The organism is Shinella sp. R2-11, from assembly GCF_055330205.1.
Map to the genome: position 1 here is coordinate 258,682 of NZ_JBVAPC010000002.1, position 15,903 is coordinate 274,584.

18 protein-coding genes are annotated in these 15,903 nt (G+C 64.2%); 10 read left to right on the forward strand and 8 right to left on the reverse strand.

What is annotated here, in order from left to right; genetic code table 11:
* Positions 1-23 precede the first annotated feature (23 nt).
* The 3 genes from tpiA to ACZ1A1_RS05975 all read left to right on the forward strand — a co-directional run bounded on the left by tpiA (position 24) and on the right by ACZ1A1_RS05975 (position 3,173).
* On the forward strand, positions 24-794 hold the full coding sequence (gene tpiA / locus ACZ1A1_RS05965; RefSeq protein ID WP_463619176.1) for a triose-phosphate isomerase: 771 nt from the start codon (positions 24-26) through the stop codon (positions 792-794).
* Positions 795-919: 125 nt separating this feature from the next.
* Positions 920-1,399, forward strand: a complete 480-nt coding sequence (gene secG / locus ACZ1A1_RS05970; RefSeq protein WP_463619177.1) for a preprotein translocase subunit SecG — start codon at positions 920-922, stop codon at positions 1,397-1,399.
* Between the two features lie 145 nt (positions 1,400-1,544).
* Entirely contained in the window at positions 1,545-3,173 is a 1,629-nt protein-coding gene (locus tag ACZ1A1_RS05975) for a CTP synthase (RefSeq protein ID WP_463619178.1), read from the forward strand.
* 59 nt (positions 3,174-3,232) lie between these two features.
* Here ACZ1A1_RS05975 and ACZ1A1_RS05980 read toward each other — a convergent pair whose 3' ends face one another.
* Complete coding sequence (locus ACZ1A1_RS05980; protein ID WP_313194985.1) at positions 3,233-3,649, reverse strand: BA14K family protein; 417 nt, start codon at positions 3,647-3,649, stop codon at positions 3,233-3,235.
* Entirely contained in the window at positions 3,643-4,005 is a 363-nt protein-coding gene (locus ACZ1A1_RS05985) for a hypothetical protein (protein WP_463619546.1), read from the reverse strand. The genes ACZ1A1_RS05980 and ACZ1A1_RS05985 overlap by 7 nt, the downstream gene beginning before the upstream one ends.
* Between ACZ1A1_RS05985 and ACZ1A1_RS05990 the strand changes: the two genes are divergently transcribed.
* Positions 3,935-4,912: a GlxA family transcriptional regulator gene (locus tag ACZ1A1_RS05990; RefSeq protein WP_463619179.1), complete on the forward strand. Its 978-nt coding sequence runs from the start codon at positions 3,935-3,937 to the stop codon at positions 4,910-4,912. The genes ACZ1A1_RS05985 and ACZ1A1_RS05990 overlap by 71 nt on opposite strands.
* A gap of 113 nt (positions 4,913-5,025) precedes the next feature.
* Here the strand turns inward: ACZ1A1_RS05990 and ACZ1A1_RS05995 are convergent, their stop codons facing one another.
* From ACZ1A1_RS05995 to ACZ1A1_RS06010, 4 genes are all read right to left on the reverse strand, one after another.
* Complete coding sequence (locus tag ACZ1A1_RS05995; RefSeq protein WP_313194983.1) at positions 5,026-5,802, reverse strand: amino acid ABC transporter ATP-binding protein; 777 nt, start codon at positions 5,800-5,802, stop codon at positions 5,026-5,028.
* Between the two features lie 16 nt (positions 5,803-5,818).
* Positions 5,819-6,973 carry an amino acid ABC transporter permease gene (locus ACZ1A1_RS06000; RefSeq protein ID WP_463619180.1) on the reverse strand — a complete coding sequence of 385 codons (1,155 nt, stop codon included), beginning with the start codon at positions 6,971-6,973 and terminating at the stop codon, positions 5,819-5,821.
* A gap of 1 nt (position 6,974) precedes the next feature.
* Positions 6,975-8,183 carry an amino acid ABC transporter permease gene (locus ACZ1A1_RS06005; RefSeq protein ID WP_463619181.1) on the reverse strand — a complete coding sequence of 403 codons (1,209 nt, stop codon included), beginning with the start codon at positions 8,181-8,183 and terminating at the stop codon, positions 6,975-6,977.
* A gap of 91 nt (positions 8,184-8,274) precedes the next feature.
* Positions 8,275-9,303: an amino acid ABC transporter substrate-binding protein gene (locus ACZ1A1_RS06010; RefSeq protein ID WP_313194980.1), complete on the reverse strand. Its 1,029-nt coding sequence runs from the start codon at positions 9,301-9,303 to the stop codon at positions 8,275-8,277.
* Between the two features lie 354 nt (positions 9,304-9,657).
* Here ACZ1A1_RS06010 and ACZ1A1_RS06015 point away from each other — a divergent pair, with 354 nt between their 5' ends.
* Positions 9,658-10,848 (forward strand): cystathionine beta-lyase, encoded by a 1,191-nt coding sequence (locus ACZ1A1_RS06015; RefSeq protein WP_463619182.1) that lies wholly within the window; start codon positions 9,658-9,660, stop codon positions 10,846-10,848.
* 194 nt (positions 10,849-11,042) lie between these two features.
* On the opposite strand, the gene ACZ1A1_RS06020 is transcribed toward ACZ1A1_RS06015, so the two are convergent.
* Entirely contained in the window at positions 11,043-12,203 is a 1,161-nt protein-coding gene (locus tag ACZ1A1_RS06020) for an FAD-dependent monooxygenase (protein WP_463619183.1), read from the reverse strand.
* A 22-nt stretch (positions 12,204-12,225) separates the two neighbouring features.
* The gene (locus ACZ1A1_RS06025) at positions 12,226-12,474 is read right to left on the reverse strand and encodes a zinc-finger domain-containing protein (protein ID WP_119259241.1); all 249 of its coding nucleotides are present in this window, start codon (positions 12,472-12,474) and stop codon (positions 12,226-12,228) included.
* 164 nt (positions 12,475-12,638) lie between these two features.
* Here ACZ1A1_RS06025 and ACZ1A1_RS06030 point away from each other — a divergent pair, with 164 nt between their 5' ends.
* The 5 genes from ACZ1A1_RS06030 (at position 12,639) to clpS (ending at position 15,903) form a co-directional block, all read left to right on the forward strand.
* Positions 12,639-13,424 carry an alpha/beta fold hydrolase gene (locus tag ACZ1A1_RS06030; RefSeq protein ID WP_313194977.1) on the forward strand — a complete coding sequence of 262 codons (786 nt, stop codon included), beginning with the start codon at positions 12,639-12,641 and terminating at the stop codon, positions 13,422-13,424.
* A 90-nt stretch (positions 13,425-13,514) separates the two neighbouring features.
* On the forward strand, positions 13,515-14,348 hold the full coding sequence (cysE, locus tag ACZ1A1_RS06035; protein ID WP_313194976.1) for a serine O-acetyltransferase: 834 nt from the start codon (positions 13,515-13,517) through the stop codon (positions 14,346-14,348).
* Positions 14,349-14,487: 139 nt separating this feature from the next.
* Positions 14,488-14,691, forward strand: coding sequence for a DUF3126 family protein (locus tag ACZ1A1_RS06040; protein WP_119259238.1), 204 nt, complete (start codon positions 14,488-14,490; stop codon positions 14,689-14,691).
* Between the two features lie 246 nt (positions 14,692-14,937).
* Positions 14,938-15,291, forward strand: a complete 354-nt coding sequence (locus tag ACZ1A1_RS06045) for a phasin family protein (RefSeq protein ID WP_313194975.1) — start codon at positions 14,938-14,940, stop codon at positions 15,289-15,291.
* Positions 15,292-15,552: 261 nt separating this feature from the next.
* Positions 15,553-15,903, forward strand: coding sequence for an ATP-dependent Clp protease adapter ClpS (gene clpS, locus ACZ1A1_RS06050; RefSeq protein WP_119259236.1), 351 nt, complete (start codon positions 15,553-15,555; stop codon positions 15,901-15,903).

Sequence of the window (15,903 nt, forward strand, 5' to 3'; positions counted from 1 at the left end):
ACGACTTTATGGAGGGGATGCTCATGACACCGGACGTTACACCGCTCGTCGCCGGAAACTGGAAGATGAACGGCACGCGCGCATCGCTCGACCAGATCAAGGCGATGGCCGAAGGCGTGAAGGGGCCGCTCTCGCAGAAAGTGGAAACGCTGATCTGCCCGCCGGCGACCCTGCTCTATGTCGCGACCGCGCTCTGCGACGACAGCCCGCTCCAGATCGGCGCGCAGGATTGCCATGAGAAGGCCTCCGGCGCGCATACCGGCGACATCTCGGCGGAGATGATCGCCGACTGCTTCGGCACCCATGTCATCGTCGGCCATTCCGAGCGCCGCACGGACCACAGGGAAAGCGACGCGCTGGTGCGCGCCAAGGCCGGGATCGCCCACCAGAACGAGCTCGTCGCCATCGTCTGCATCGGCGAGACCGGCGACGAGCGCAAGGCGGGCAAGACGCTGGACGTGCTCAAGACCCAGCTTGCCGCCTCCGTGCCGGATGGCGCGACGGCGGCAAACACCGTCATCGCCTATGAGCCGGTCTGGGCCATCGGCACGGGCCTGACGCCGACGGCGGCGGACGTGGAGGAGGCCCATGCCTTCATGCGCGCCGAGCTGACGGCACGCTTTGCCGGCGAGGGCGCGAAGATGCGCATTCTCTATGGCGGCTCGGTCAAGCCCGGCAATGCGAAGGAACTGATGGGCGTCGCCAATGTCGACGGCGCGCTGATCGGCGGGGCGAGCTTGAAATCGGACGACTTCCTTGCCATCTACCGCGCATATGAAGCGCTGACGGCCTGAAGGCTTTGCGCGCCCGCCCGCAAAAGGGCGGGCGGATTGGCCGGTAAGGGCTTGGAATGCCGCGCGGCTTGGTATATTGAGCCGCAAACCTGAAATTTGGCCGTCTGGCCGGGATCTTGGAAAACATGCAGACCATCTTGCTCGTCATCTATCTCATGGTCGTCGTCGCGCTGATCGGCGTCGTGCTGATCCAGCGGTCTGAAGGCGGCGGCCTCGGCATCGGCGGCGGCTCCGGTTTCATGTCCGCCCGCGGCACGGCCAATGCGCTGACGCGCACGACCGCGATCCTCGCGACGCTGTTCTTCGTTCTGGCGATCGGCATGGGCATCCTCGCCCGCTACGAGACGCAGCCGACCGACATTCTCGACCGCATTCCGGGCACGACCGGCACGGGCGGCGTTCTCGACGCGCTCGGCGGCGCCGAGCAGAACCAGGGCACGCAGAACAACACGAACCAGACCCCCGCGACGACCGGCACGCAAACCGTTCCGAGCGAAGGCGGCGCGGCCACCGGCACGGGCAACTCGTCGACAACGACGACGGGCACCGGTACGGGTGCCGCCACGGGCGAGGGCGGCAACGCCGGCGTCCCGAGCGGCCAGTAAGCCGCAAAAGCGAAAACAAACCGGCCGGTTGGCGCAAACCAACCGGCCTTCTTCTGTGTAAAACGACGATTGCGACTTCCGAAATCACGCCCAAGGTGATTTTTCGGTAGCGGAATCGATTTTGAAAAGGTATCCGGTGACTCCCATGGCGCGATATGTATTCATCACTGGCGGCGTGGTTTCTTCCCTCGGAAAAGGCATCGCGGCCGCTGCACTCGGAGCTCTCCTTCAGGCCCGCGGTTACCGCGTGCGTCTCCGGAAGCTGGACCCCTATCTCAATGTCGACCCGGGCACCATGAGCCCGACGCAGCACGGCGAGGTGTTCGTCACCGACGACGGCGCGGAGACTGACCTCGACCTCGGCCACTACGAGCGCTTCACCGGCCGCTCGGCCACCAAGACCGACAACATCACCACCGGCCGCATCTACAAGAACATCATCGACAAGGAACGCCGCGGCGACTATCTCGGCGCGACCGTGCAGGTCATCCCGCACGTCACCAACGAGATCAAGAACTTCGTCACCGAAGGCAACGACGACTACGACTTCGTGCTCTGCGAGATCGGCGGCACGGTGGGCGACATCGAGGCCATGCCCTTCATGGAGGCGATCCGCCAGCTCGGCAACGACCTGCCGCGCGGCACGGCCGTCTATGTCCACCTGACGCTGATGCCCTATATCCCGGCCGCCGGCGAATTGAAGACCAAGCCGACGCAGCATTCCGTGAAGGAGCTGCAGGCCATGGGCATCCATCCGGACATCCTGCTGGTGCGCGCCGACCGAGAAATCCCGGAAGCCGAGCGCAAGAAGCTCTCGCTGTTCTGCAACGTGCGCCCGACCGCCGTGATCCAGGCGCTCGACGTCGCGTCGATCTACGACGTGCCGCTCGCCTATCACAAGGAAGGCCTCGACGACGAGGTGCTGGCCGCCTTCGGCATCGAGCCGGCGCCCAAGCCCCGCCTGGAGGCCTGGCAGAACGTTTCCGACCGCATCAAGACGCCGGAAGGCGAGGTGACCATCGCCATCGTCGGCAAGTACACCGGCCTCAAGGATGCCTACAAGTCGCTGATCGAGGCGCTGTACCACGGCGGCATCGCCAACCACGTCAAGGTCAAGCTCGAATGGATCGAGTCGGAGGTCTTCGAGAAGGAGGATCCGGCGCCGTATCTGGAAAAGGTGCACGGCATCCTCGTTCCCGGCGGTTTCGGCGAGCGCGGTTCGGAAGGCAAGATCAATGCGGCGCGTTTTGCCCGCGAGCGCAAGGTGCCCTATTTCGGTATCTGCTTCGGCATGCAGATGGCCGTGGTCGAGGCTGCGCGTAACCTTGCCGGCATCGAGAGGGCATCCTCCACCGAGTTCGGCAAGACGGCCGAGCCGGTCGTCGGCCTGATGACGGAATGGGTGAAGGGCAACGATCTCGAAAAGCGCTCGGCCTCCGGCGACCTCGGCGGCACGATGCGCCTCGGCGCCTATCGCGCTTCGCTGAAGGGCGGCACGAAGATCGCCGACATCTACGGCTCGACGGACATTTCCGAGCGCCACCGCCACCGCTACGAGGTCAATGTCGACTACAAGGACAGGCTGGAAGGCTGCGGCCTCGTCTTCTCCGGCATGTCGCCGGACGGCCTCCTGCCGGAAACGGTCGAATATGCCGACCATCCGTGGTTCATCGGCGTGCAGTACCACCCGGAACTGAAGAGCCGGCCGCTCGATCCGCACCCGCTCTTCGCAAGCTTCGTCGAAGCGGCGCTGGAACAGAGCCGCCTCGTCTGAGAAAAGTGTTCAAACGAAAAGCCCGGCATTTCCGCCGGGCTTTTTGCGTTTCAGGGCATTCAGCGCGAATAGGGCGAGATGCACTGCTTGCGCGGGCCGTTGTTCGGCTGGAACGTATTGTCGTAGGCCCGGTACGTGCGATAGCGATTGGCGCACCAGTTCACATGGGAGCCGCCGCTGGCGCGCGGCTGGTTGGCGATCGCGCCGCCGATGGCAGCACCGAGGCCGAAGGCGGCAAGCGGATACCACCAGCCGTCCGAATGGCGGCGGTAGCCCGGGCGATAGTAGCGATAGCCGCGATGGCCATGCCAGCGGCGCTCGGCGCGGCGGTCATAGCGGTACTGGACCTTTTCCACGGAGGAAGCCGACGGAACGGGGACCTGGGCAAAGGTGACCGCTTCGGCAGGCACGATGGAGGTGAGGGCGAGGGCGACCGAAAGGGCGCCTGCGGCAAGGCCGGACTTCAGCTTCAGCATGGGATAACCTTTCCTGATTGTTTGGCGCCAGAACGCCCGCAGGCCGGATTCGGTTCCATTTCCGCCGCACGCGCAGGTGGTTTTCTGCGCGGAATGTCAAAAAAAACGGGCTGGTCCGCCTTTCGGCTCGCCAACCCGTTCCGGTAAGTTTGCGGATCAGGGTGTTCGGGGTACAGGGGCTTTCGCCGCAATCCGGCTGCATCTCCAGATCTCCTGTAAGGCCGATCATGCCCGAACGCCTTTTTCCCGATTGACATAAAGCGCAGCTTTTTTAACAATTTCCACATGGTCAGGCAAGCGCCGCGGCAGGGGCCGCTCGACGTCACCATCCTTCTTTTGCCGGAGTCGTCGATCATGTCGCTCGCCTCCGTGCTCGATCCCATGCGCGCGGCCAACCGCGTGATGCCGGAACCGGTGTTCCGCTGGACGATCCTGTCGCCCGGCGGCAAGCCGGTGGTGCTGACCTGCGGCGTGGAAATCCGCGTCGACGGCAGCTTCGACGACGCCATGAGCGGCGACGCGCTGCTCGTCATCGCCGGCTTCAACCAGGACCGCCATGCGAACCGCAGTTTCATTAGCCGGCTCAAGAAAGTGACGCGCCGGTTCGGCATCGTCGCAGGTATCGAATCGGGCTGCTGGCTGCTGGCGAGGTCGGGCCTCCTGGACGGGCGCGATGCGACGGCGCACTGGGAGGAGCTGGAGGATTTCGCCGCCGCCTTTCCGGCCCTCAACGTGCGAGCGGACCGCTTCGTCACCGACGGGCCGCTCTGGACGTCCGGCGGGGCCTCGCCGACCTTCGACATGATGCTGCATCTGGTGCGCGAGCGCTTCGGCTCGGCCGTGGCGCTCGATGTGGCGAGCGTCTTCGTCTATGACGAGACCCATGCGGCGACGGATGCGCAGCCGCTCGTCTCGCTCGGCCGGCTCGCCGAACACCAGCCGGACCTCGCCGCCGCCATCCGCCTGATGGAGCGCACCATCGACCGGCCGCTGACCATCGCGGCGCTGGCGCGCCGGCTCGGCTTCTCGACGCGCAAGCTGGAGACGCTGTTCGCGGGCGGGCTCGGCATCGGGCCGGGGAAATATTACCTGCGCCTGCGGCTGACGGCCGCGCAGCGACTGGTGCGCGACACGCCGCTGTCGATGCAGGAGGTGGCGCTGCGCAGCGGCTTCGACAGCCTCTCCGCCTTTTCCCGCGCCTTCCGCAATCATTTCGGCGCGAGCCCGCTGAAGCTGCGGGCGGAGATGCGGGTGAAGGGATGAGTGGACGCCGTGGCGGCGCGTGTATCCTCGGATCGATGCCACACGGCACGCCATTCACTCCAAACAAAAAGGCGGGCCCGAGGCCCGCCTTTTCCGTCTCTCTGCCGATCCGCTCAGTGCAGGATCTGGCTGAGGAAGAGCTTGGTGCGCTCGTGCTGCGGATTGTCGAAGAACTCGTGCGGCGAGTTCTGCTCAACGATCTGGCCCTGGTCCATGAAGATCACCCGGTTGGCGACCTGGCGGGCAAAGCCCATTTCGTGCGTCACGCACAGCATGGTCATGCCTTCCTCGGCCAGCGACACCATCGTGTCGAGCACTTCCTTCACCATTTCCGGGTCGAGCGCCGAGGTCGGCTCGTCGAACAGCATGATCTTCGGCTTCATGCACAGCGAGCGGGCGATCGCCACGCGCTGCTGCTGGCCGCCGGAGAGCTGGCCGGGATATTTGTGGGCCTGTTCCGGGATCTTGACGCGCTTCAGATAGTGCATCGCCACTTCCTCGGCGTCCTTCTTCGGCATCTTGCGCACCCAGATGGGAGCGAGCGTGCAGTTTTCGAGGATCGTCAGGTGCGGGAAGAGGTTGAAGTGCTGGAATACCATGCCGACCTCGCGGCGCACCTCGTCGATCTTCTTCAGGTCGTTGGTCAGCTCGATGCCGTCGACGAGGATCTGGCCCTTCTGGTGCTCCTCCAGCCTGTTGATGCAGCGGATCATCGTGGACTTGCCGGAGCCCGACGGGCCGGCGATGACGATGCGCTCGCCCTTCATGACCTTGAGGTTGATGTCGCGCAGCACGTGGAAGTCGCCGTACCACTTGTTCATGTTGATGATCTCGACGGCGACGTCCGTTGCGGACACTTCCATCTTTTGCGCCTGGGCCTGGTTAGCCATTGTTGTTTCCTCTCAGTTATCTCTTGTGGCTCGTGTCGAGCCGGCGTTCCACGAAGGCCGAGTAGCGCGACATGCCGAAGCAGAAAATCCAAAACACGAAGCCGGCGAAGATCAGGCCCGTCAACGGCGTGACGGGGGTGATCCAGCCCGAATCCCCAAAACTTGCCTTCACGATGCCCAGCAGGTCGTACATCGAGATGATCGTGACGAGGGACGTATCCTTGAACATGCCGATGAAGGTATTCACGATGCCCGGTATCACGAGTTTGATGGCCTGCGGTAGCACGACGAAGGTCATTTTGTGGAAGTAGTTTAGACCAAGAGCGTCGGCCGCTTCATATTGTCCTTTCGGAATGGCTTGAAGACCACCGCGAATAACCTCCGCCATATAGGCGGACGCGAAGATCGACACGCCGACGAGGGCACGCAGGAACTTGTCGATATTGTTGCCCGGCGTCAGGAAGAGCGGCAGCAGCACGCTCGCCATGAAGAGGACGGTGATCAGCGGCACGCCGCGGATCAATTCGATGAAGACGACGCTGACCGTCTTCATCACCGGCATGCGCGAGCGCCGCCCGAGCGCCAGCAGGATACCCGCCGGCAGCGAGACGACGATGCCGACGAAGGAGAGGATGAGCGTCACCATCAGCCCGCCCCACAGCGACGTCTCCACATGCCGGAGGCCGAACCACCCGCCGAGCAGGAGGATGAAGGAGACGATGGGGAAGGCGATGAGGAGCAGGATGGCATTCAGCCCCTTGCGCGGCACCCTCGGCATCAGGAAGGGCACGAGCAGCGCTACGAACAGCGCGACGACCAGGAGCGGCCGCCACAGCTCGTCCCGCGGATAGGAGCCGAACATGAACTGCACGAAGCGGTCGTTCACATAGGCCCAGCAGGCGCCGCTCCAGCCGGTGGGCAGCTGGCCGCCCTGGTCGGTGGTGAGGCAGACCGTGCGGTCCGCCCCGGTCCAGACGGCGGAGACGAACAGCCAGTTGAGCGCCTTCGGCACGTAGTAGAGGATCGCCGTGATGGCGAGGATGGATAGGATGCTGTCCTTCCACGAGGCGAACAGGTTGTTGCGGATCCAGGCGAGGGCCGACGCCTCGGAGGCCGGCGGCTTTTCCGCCTCGAGGAACCGCTCGCGGACATAGGTCGTGGTCTCGGTCATCTCAGCGCTCCACCAGGGCCATCTTGGCGTTGAACCAGTTCATGAACAGCGAGGTGATGAGGCTGATCGAGACATAGATCAGCATCCAGATCGAGATGATCTCGATCGACTTGCCGGACTGGTTGAGGATGGTGCCGCCGACCGCGACGAGGTCGGCATAGCCGACGGCCACCGCGAGCGAGGAGTTCTTGATGAGGTTGAGATATTGCGAGGTGAGCGGCGGGATGATGATCCGCAGCGCCTGCGGCAGCACGACGAGCCGCGTCGCCTGCCCGGGACGAAGGCCGAGCGCATAGGACGCTTCCGACTGGCCCTTCGACACGCCGCGGATGCCGGCGCGCACGATCTCGGCGATGAACGAGGCCGTGTAGAGCGAGAGCGCGAGATAGAGCGCCAGGAATTCCGGCCCGATCACCATGCCGCCATTCATGTTGAAGGAGCCGGGGACCGGATAGTCGAGCGAGAGCGGCATGCCCATCAGCACATGCACGACGAGCGGCAGGAGCACGATGAGGCCGAGATTGACCCAGAGCACCGGCGGGCGCTTGCCCGTGGCGCGCTGGCGCGCATTCGCCCAGATCGTGAAGACGATCGCCGCGACCACGCCGAGGAGGAAGGCGCCGAGCACGACCCCGAAGCCCTCGCCGAAGACCGGCGCCGGCATGTAGATGCCGCGGTTCGAGATGAAGAACGCGGCGTCGGGATTCTCCTGGATATGCTGGAAGATGCTGCGGATCGACGGCAGCAGGGCGAGAACGCCGAGATACCAGAAGAAGATGACCAGCAGCGGCGGGATATTGCGGAAGATTTCCACATAGACCGTGCAGAGCCTGGCGACCAGCCAGTTGTGCGACAGGCGCCCGATGCCGACGAGAAGGCCGACGATCGTCGCGGTGACGATGCCGGCGGCGGCGATGACGAGCGTGTTGATGAGGCCGACCTGCAGCGCGCGGAAATAGGTGGAATCGCTGGAATAGGCGATCAGCGTCTGCGCGATGTCGAAGCCGGCGCGGCTGTTGAGGAAGCCGAAGCCCGCCGACATGTTGGCGCGGGCAAGGTTCTGGACGACATTGTGCCACGCATACCAGACGGCGGCGACGATCACCACGAACGTCACGACCTGATAGGCGACGCTTCTCAGCGCTGGATTGTAGAGTAGAGATACCTTCGGCGGTTCGCCGGACCCTGTTCGGGCATCCGCAAGAGCCATGTATTTCCCCTGACGTTGTTTTCGCCCTGTTTTCCGGGCGTTTTATTAAGGGGGAGGGCAGTTTTCTGCCCTCCCGAAGCGGTGGATCCGGTTAGCGGATCGGCGGAGCGTATTGCAGGCCGCCCTTCGTCCACAACCCGTTCAGGCCGCGGGCGATCTTGAGCGGGGAGCCTTCGCCGACATTGCGCTCGAAGGATTCGCCGTAATTGCCGACCGCCTTGATGATCTGCACGGCCCAGTCCTTCGGCACGCCGAGGTCGGCACCGATGGTGCTGTCGGCCTCTTCACCGAGGAAGCGCTTGATGTCCGGGTTGTCGGACTTCTTCATCTCCTCGACATTGGCCTGCGTGATGCCGAATTCCTCGGCGGCCACCATCGCGTAGTGCGACCAGCTTACGATGTCGAACCACTTGGAATCGTTCTGCCGGACGGCCGGGCCGAGCGGCTCCTTGGAGATGATTTCCGGCAGCACCATGTGGTCGTCCGGATTGTTCATCTTCAGGCGGATCGAGTAGAGGCCCGAGGCGTCGGTCGTGTAGGCGTCGCAGCGGCCGGCATTGTAGGCGGCGTCCGCCTCATCCTGCGCTTCGAAGACGACCGGCTTGAAATCCATGTTGTTGGCACGGAAATAGTCGGCAAGGTTGAGTTCGGTGGTCGTGCCGGACTGCACGCAGACGGACGCGCCGGAAAGCTCCAGCGCCGACTTCACGCCGAGTTCCTTCTTCACCATGAAGCCCTGGCCGTCATAGTAGTTCACGGCGCGGAAATCGAAGCCGAGCTGCGAATCGCGGCTGATGCTCCAGGTGGTGTTGCGGGAAAGGATGTCGACTTCGCCGGACTGAAGGGCCGGGAAGCGGTCCTTGGCCGAGAGGGGCGTGTACTTCACCTTGGTGGCGTCGCCGAAGACGGCAGCGGCCACGGCCTTGCAGAGATCGACGTCGAGACCGGCCCAGTTGCCCGCCGAATCCTGCGCGCCGAAACCGGCGAGATTCGAGCCGTTCACGCCGCACTGGACGAAACCCTTAGCCTTCACGTCGGAAAGCGTGTCAGCCTGAGATGCCGTTGCGCCAAGCCCCAGTACGGCGGCGCCGACGAGCGCCGTCACGATTTTTTTTGCCATTTTTTACAACCTTTTTCTGTTGTCTTGTTTTATCCGCAGGTCCCTCTTCCCTCTGCGGGCATGCCTGCGGAACTCGCTACCCTCCCGGTGCGAGGTTGCTTATCTCATGCTCAAAATGACGCAGGGTCAAGGGAGCGCCGCCATTTTCCGGCCACGATTACCATTTTGCCGCCGAATGGCGGAATTTTGGGCGGAAAAGCGTGGATTTGTGCAGTAAACCGCTCAAAAAATCACGCAGTTGGCTTTCGCGGCCGGTTTTGCGCGCCGTCATCCTTTCGTATGGGGGTTGACCTCGGGGGCCCTCTGGCGAAAAGTCGGCGCCTCGACATTTCCCGCAATTCCCGGACAGAACCCATGAAAAACAGAGACGAAATCCTCGCCGGCGCCGGCGTGAACACCCGCCTTGCCCATGCCGGAAACGATCCGGCCGAGTTTCACGGTTTCGTCAATCCGCCGGTGGTCCATGCCTCGACGGTGCTCTTCCCGAATGCCGCGATCATGGAAAACCGCGCGCAGAAATACACCTACGGCACCCGCGGCACGCCGACGACCGATGCGCTCTGTGCGGCGATCGACGAGCTGGAGGGTTCGGCCGGAACGATCCTCGTCCCCTCGGGCCTTGCCGCCGTCACCGTGCCGTTCCTCGCCTATCTTTCGGCCGGCGACCACGCGCTCATCGTCGATTCGGTCTATCACCCGACCCGCCATTTCTGCGATACGATGCTGAAGCGCCTCGGCGTGACGGTGGAATATTACGATCCGATGATCGGCGCGGGCATCGAGACGCTGATCCGGCCGAACACCAGGCTGGTGCATACCGAGGCGCCGGGCTCCAACACCTTCGAGATGCAGGATATCCCGGCCATCGCCGCCGCCGCCCACAAGCATGGCGCGGTCGTGACGATGGACAATACCTGGGCGACGCCGCTCTATTTCCGCCCGCTCGATTTCGGCGTGGACGTCTCGATCCATGCGGCGACGAAATATCCGGCCGGGCATTCGGACGTGCTGTTCGGCACCGTCTCGGCCAATGCCGCCCATTGGGAGCAGCTGCACGAGACCCAGATCACGCTCGGCACCTGCGCCTCGCCGGACGATGCCTACCAGGTGCTGCGCGGCCTCCGCACCATGGGCGTGCGGCTGGAGCGGCACCAGGAAAGCGCGCTGAATCTCGCCCGCTGGCTGGAGGGCGTCGACGACGTTTCGCGCGTGCTGCATCCGGCCCTGCCGAGCTTCCCGGGCCATGATCTCTGGAAGCGCGACTTTAAGGGCGCGAGCGGCATCTTCTCCATCGTGCTGAAGGGCGGCTCGCCGGAGCGCTACAAGGCCAAGGCCCATGCCTTCCTCGATGCGCTCGGCATTTTTGGCCTCGGCTATTCCTGGGGCGGCTTCGAATGCCTTGCCGTGCATGTGTATCTTGGCGACCGCCGGGTGGCCAAGGGGCCGGAGGAGGGACCGGTGCTGCGGTTGCAGATCGGTCTGGAGGACGTGAAGGATATCAAGGCGGATATCGAGCGCGGGCTGGCGGCGGCGCGGGCGGTATAGGACAGGATTGCCCCTCATCCGCCTGCCGGCACCTTCTCCCCGCAAGCGGGGAGAAGGGACTTTGTCGCACTGGTTTCCCGTTCGCCGGAACCGGTTTCCTGAAGTGCTATGATCAAGATTGGCGAGGCATCACACATCCTCTCCTTCTCCCCGCTTGCGGGGAGAAGGTGCCGGCAGGCGGATGAGGGGCTCTTTCACTCCGGCGTGCGATACCCGTAAAGCCAGTCGAAATCCGCCGCGAGGCTTTCCGGTTTGCGCAGCGACAGCACCAGGTTGCGCGCGAGCGCGACCGGGCCGCGAGCATGATAGGCGAAGCGGTTGAACGCACCGCGGCTGCGCACGCGCGAAACACGCGCACGACGGGTCTTCTCGAAGCCGCCGAGGGCCGCTCCGATATCCGTGGCCGTTGCCAGCCTTTCGGCGAGCAAGGCGGCATCCTCGATCGCCATCGCCGCGCCCTGCGCCGCGAAGGGCGTCATGGCATGGGCGGCGTCGCCGATCAGCACCGTTTTCCCGCCATCCGTCCACGCGCCGTCCGGGCAGCCGAAGAGCGGCCAGACGAGCGGATCCTGCGCATCCGGCAGGAGGCCCCGGATATCCGGGTGCCAGCCCTTGAAGGCATCCAGCAGGCGGCCGCGCGTCCGCGCATCGCCCTTGCGCAGCCAGCCCTCGGCCGGCGCTTCCGGCTGGGCATGGATCGCGACGATGTTGAAGACGTCCGTTTCGGCGAGCGGATAGGCGACGAGATGGGCCTTCGGCCCGAGGAAGGCCGCAACCGTGCGCGGATCAAGAAAGGACGGCGCGGCGGCATAGGGCACGAGGAAGCGCCAGGCGACATTGCCGGAGTAGCGGGCGGGCAGGGCGCCCGGCACCGCGCTCCGCAGGCGCGACCAGACGCCGTCCGCCGCGATCAGGACATCGGCCGGCGCAAGGGAAAGAGCGGCCTCGGCATTTGCGATATGCTCGTCGATCGTCAGCGTGCACAGCGGTTCGGCGCGAACGGCCTCGATGAGGACCTTTTGCAATGAAGCGCGGTGCAGGACGCCATAGGGCGCGCGCCAGCGGCTCTCGGCCGCCGCGCCGGCGGGAACGGAGGCGAGGGGCGCAAGCGAGAGGCCGGAGGAAAGGAGAATATGGTCCGGCTCGGTCCAGCGCGCGCGCAGCGCATCGAGAAGGCCGAGATCGGCGAGGATGCGCGAGGCATTCGGCGAGAGCTGCAAACCGGCGCCGACCTCCGCAAGCGCGGGGGCCTGTTCGAGGACATGCGAGGCGATGCCCTTGCGGGCGAGCGCAAGGGCCGTCGTCAGGCCGGCAATGCCGGCGCCGACGATGGTTACGGATTTGACGGAAGACATGGGAGTGCCGGCCTTCCGGCCGTCACGCCGCCACCTGGTTGGTGAAGGTGCAGCCGACCGGATCGGTCTGGGTGGCCTTCAGCGCCGGGTTGTAGCGGTAGAGCGTCGAGCAGTAGGGGCAGACCTTCTCGTTGTCGTCGCCCATGTCGAGGAAGACGTGCGGATGGTCGTAGGGCACGGAAGCGCCGACGCACATGAATTCCTTCACGCCGATCTCGATCGTGCGGTGGCCGCCGTCGTTCTGGAAATGGGGAATGCTGTGCCCAGCCATGTGATGCTCCGTGGAAATGCGTCTTTTCTGGCGCGGACCATAGTCGCCTTCGGCTTAAATGTGTAGATGCAAAACCGTCGCGCCGGAGGAGAAATCCGCAGCCGCCGTTTTCCTTGCGGCCGATCGGCATTATGAGCGTGGACAGAAACGAAAGACGGACCGCGATGAACCTCGACAACCCGCCCTTTTCCCGCTTCACCCATGACGGCCTCGAGCTCGCCTTCTTCGACGAGGGCGATCCGTCCGGGTATCCCGTGCTGCTGATCCACGGCTTTGCCTCCAGCGCGAATGTCAACTGGGTGTTTCCCGGCTGGCTGAAGACGCTGGGCGATGCCGGCTACCGGGTGATCGCCATCGACAATCGCGGCCATGGCGCGAGCGACAAGCCGCATGACCCGGCGCTCTACACGCCCCCGCTGATGGCGGGCGATGCGGCGGCGCTCCTCGACCATCTCGGCATTTCCGAGGCGCATGTCTTCGGCTATTCCATGGGCGCGCGCCTCACCGCCTTCCTGGCGCTCGCCCACCCGGACCGGGTGCGCTCCGTCGTCTTCGGCGGGCTCGGCATCGGCATGGTGGAGGGCGTCGGCGACTGGGACCCCATCGCGGATGCGCTGCTGGCCCCCTCTCTCGACGTGGTGACGCACGAGCGCGGCCGCATGTTCCGCGCCTTCGCCGACCAGACGAAATCCGACCGTCAGGCGCTCGCCGCCTGCATCATGACCTCGCGCGATCTCCTGACGGCGGAGGACATGGCGCGCATCGACATGCCGGCGCTGATCGGCGTCGGCACGAAGGACGACATTGCCGGCGCGCCGGAGCCGCTCGCCGCGCTGATGCCGGATGCCCGCGCGCTCGACATTCCCGGCCGCGACCACATGCTCGCCGTCGGCGACAAGGTGTTCAAGCGCGCCGTCCTCGATTTCTATGCGGAGATCGGCGGCCGCTGAGGCTGCCGTTCACGACAACCTGCGGGCGGCCATTCCGCTTGGGCATGCTTTGCACTATATTCGGGCGGAACGACACCAAGGAGTGCGGCGATGGTCGCGACGAACGAACTGAGGGCCGGCGAGAAGCTCAAGGCCATGGATCCGATCTGGGACAGCCTGCGCGAGGAAGCGCGCGTGGCCGCCCAGGCCGAGCCGCTGCTGGCGGCCTTCCTCTATTCGACGGTGCTCAACCACCGCTCGCTTGAGGAAAGCGTGATCCACCGCGTCTGCGAGCGCCTCGACCATCCGGACCTCCAAGCGAACCTCCTGCACCAGATCTTCGACGAGATGCTCGAGGACTGGCCGGAATGGGGCAGCATCCTGCGCGTCGACATCCAGGCCGTCTACGACCGCGATCCCGCCTGCCTGCGCTTCCTCGACGCGGTGCTCTACTTCAAGGGCTTCCACGCCATCCAGACCCATCGCCTGGCGCACTGGCTGCACGACAAGGGCCGGCGCGACCTCTCGCTCTATGTGCAGAGCCGGTCCTCCAGCGTCTTCCAGACGGATATCAACCCGGCCGCGCGCATCGGCAAGGGCTTCTTCCTCGACCACGCGACGGGCCTCGTCGTCGGCGAGACGGCGGTCATCGGCGATAACGTCTCCATCCTCCACAACGTTACGCTCGGCGGCACCGGCAAGGAGGGCGGCGACCGCCATCCGAAGATCGGCGACGGCGTGATGATCGGGGCGGGGGCGAAGATCCTCGGCAACATCCATATCGGCCATTGCTCGCGCATCGCGGCCGGCTCCGTGGTGCTGAAGGCCGTGCCGCCGAAATCGACGGTCGCGGGCGTGCCGGCCAAGGTCATCGGCGAGGCCGGCTGCAACGAGCCGTCGCGCGCCATGGACCAGCTCCTGGCCGCCTTCGACTACGATCTCTGACCGGACCCGGATGCCCTGCGGCGCGGTTTTCATCCGTGTTGCCTGAAGGCGGCAGGGCGGGAAAAGTCGCTTTCGTGGGTTTACAGGCCAGAGGGCAGGTGCGAGAAGCGCGGCACATCAACCGTTACGGAGACATATCGTGAAGCCGGAAGAAATCAGGAAGCTCGAGGCCTACTTCAAGCGCAATCTCAACAAGGAGATCGTCGTGAAGGCCCGCCCGCGCAAGGATGAATCCGCCGAAGTCTACCTCGCCGACGAATTCCTGGGCGTCATCTTCCGCGACGACGAGGACGGGGAACTGTCCTACAACTTCTCCATGGCGATCCTCGACATCGACCTCTGATCCATCGGACGTTTCGCATTGATGAAGGCCCGGCCGCCCTTGGCGCCGGGCCTTTTCGTTTGGGCGCTGCCGGCCGATTTCATGATCGTTTTGCGACAAAATTGCCGTTTGCGAGGCGCAATGATCATACCTATCGCGCAACATCTTGCTTTGCTTATGGAATATTGCATTGCAGCATAGATATTGACTTTTTTGTGCGCTGCATATAGTTTCCGGGCCACTCACCGGGATCCAAAGGAGACTTCGATGTTCAATTTCGACGAGGCAAACAAGAAGAACAAGGAAGCGGTTGACACGATCGTCAAGAGCTACACGACCGTTGCCAAGGGCATGCAGGCCATTGCGGCCGAAACCGCGGACTATTCCAAGAAGTCCTTCGAGGACGGCCTCGCTCACTTCGAGAAGCTCAGCGGCGTCAAGAGCGTCGAAGCCGCTCTCGAGCTGCAGACCGCCTTTGTGAAGTCCTCCTACGAAGGCTTCGTCGCCGAAGCCACGAAGCTCGGCGAAATGTATGCCGATCTCGCCAAGGGCGCCTACAAGCCCTACGAGGCGCCGGTTGCCAAGGCGACCGCCGCTGCCAAGGCCGCCGTCGCGGCCTGATCTACCGGTAAAGTCTTACGCGCATAGCGTTTATGGGCCGGCTGCGGGCAACCGCGGCCGGCCTTTCCGCGTCCCGGGATTGCGCGAGGCTGACGCAGCGGAGCCAAATTTCGCTATTTCCTTCGGATGGCCGGCGATTATGATTGCAGTGCGAAGCAGGGGTCTTACAATCGTGTGTCGAGACATTAGATAACAGTTCCAGATGGCAGCCTCGGGCGAATGCGCCGGAGCAAGCGACTGTAATCAAGGGAATGAACACGCATGGAAGTGAGACGGGTTCGGATGCAGGATGGCGATGAGGGCGGCGACACTCCCGGTCGCAGCACCTCGGTCATTACCCGCACGAAGCCAAAGACGAAGAAGCCGAGCCTCTACCGCGTCCTGCTGCTGAACGACGATTATACTCCCATGGAGTTCGTGATCCACATTCTGGAGCGTTTCTTCCAGAAGGACCGGGAAGCGGCCACGCGGATCATGCTGCATGTGCACAATCACGGCGTAGGCGAGTGTGGCGTGTTCACCTACGAGGTTGCCGAAACCAAAGTGACACAGGTGATGGACTTCTCCCGCCAGCACCAGCACCCGCTGCAATGTGTCATGGAAAAGAAATGA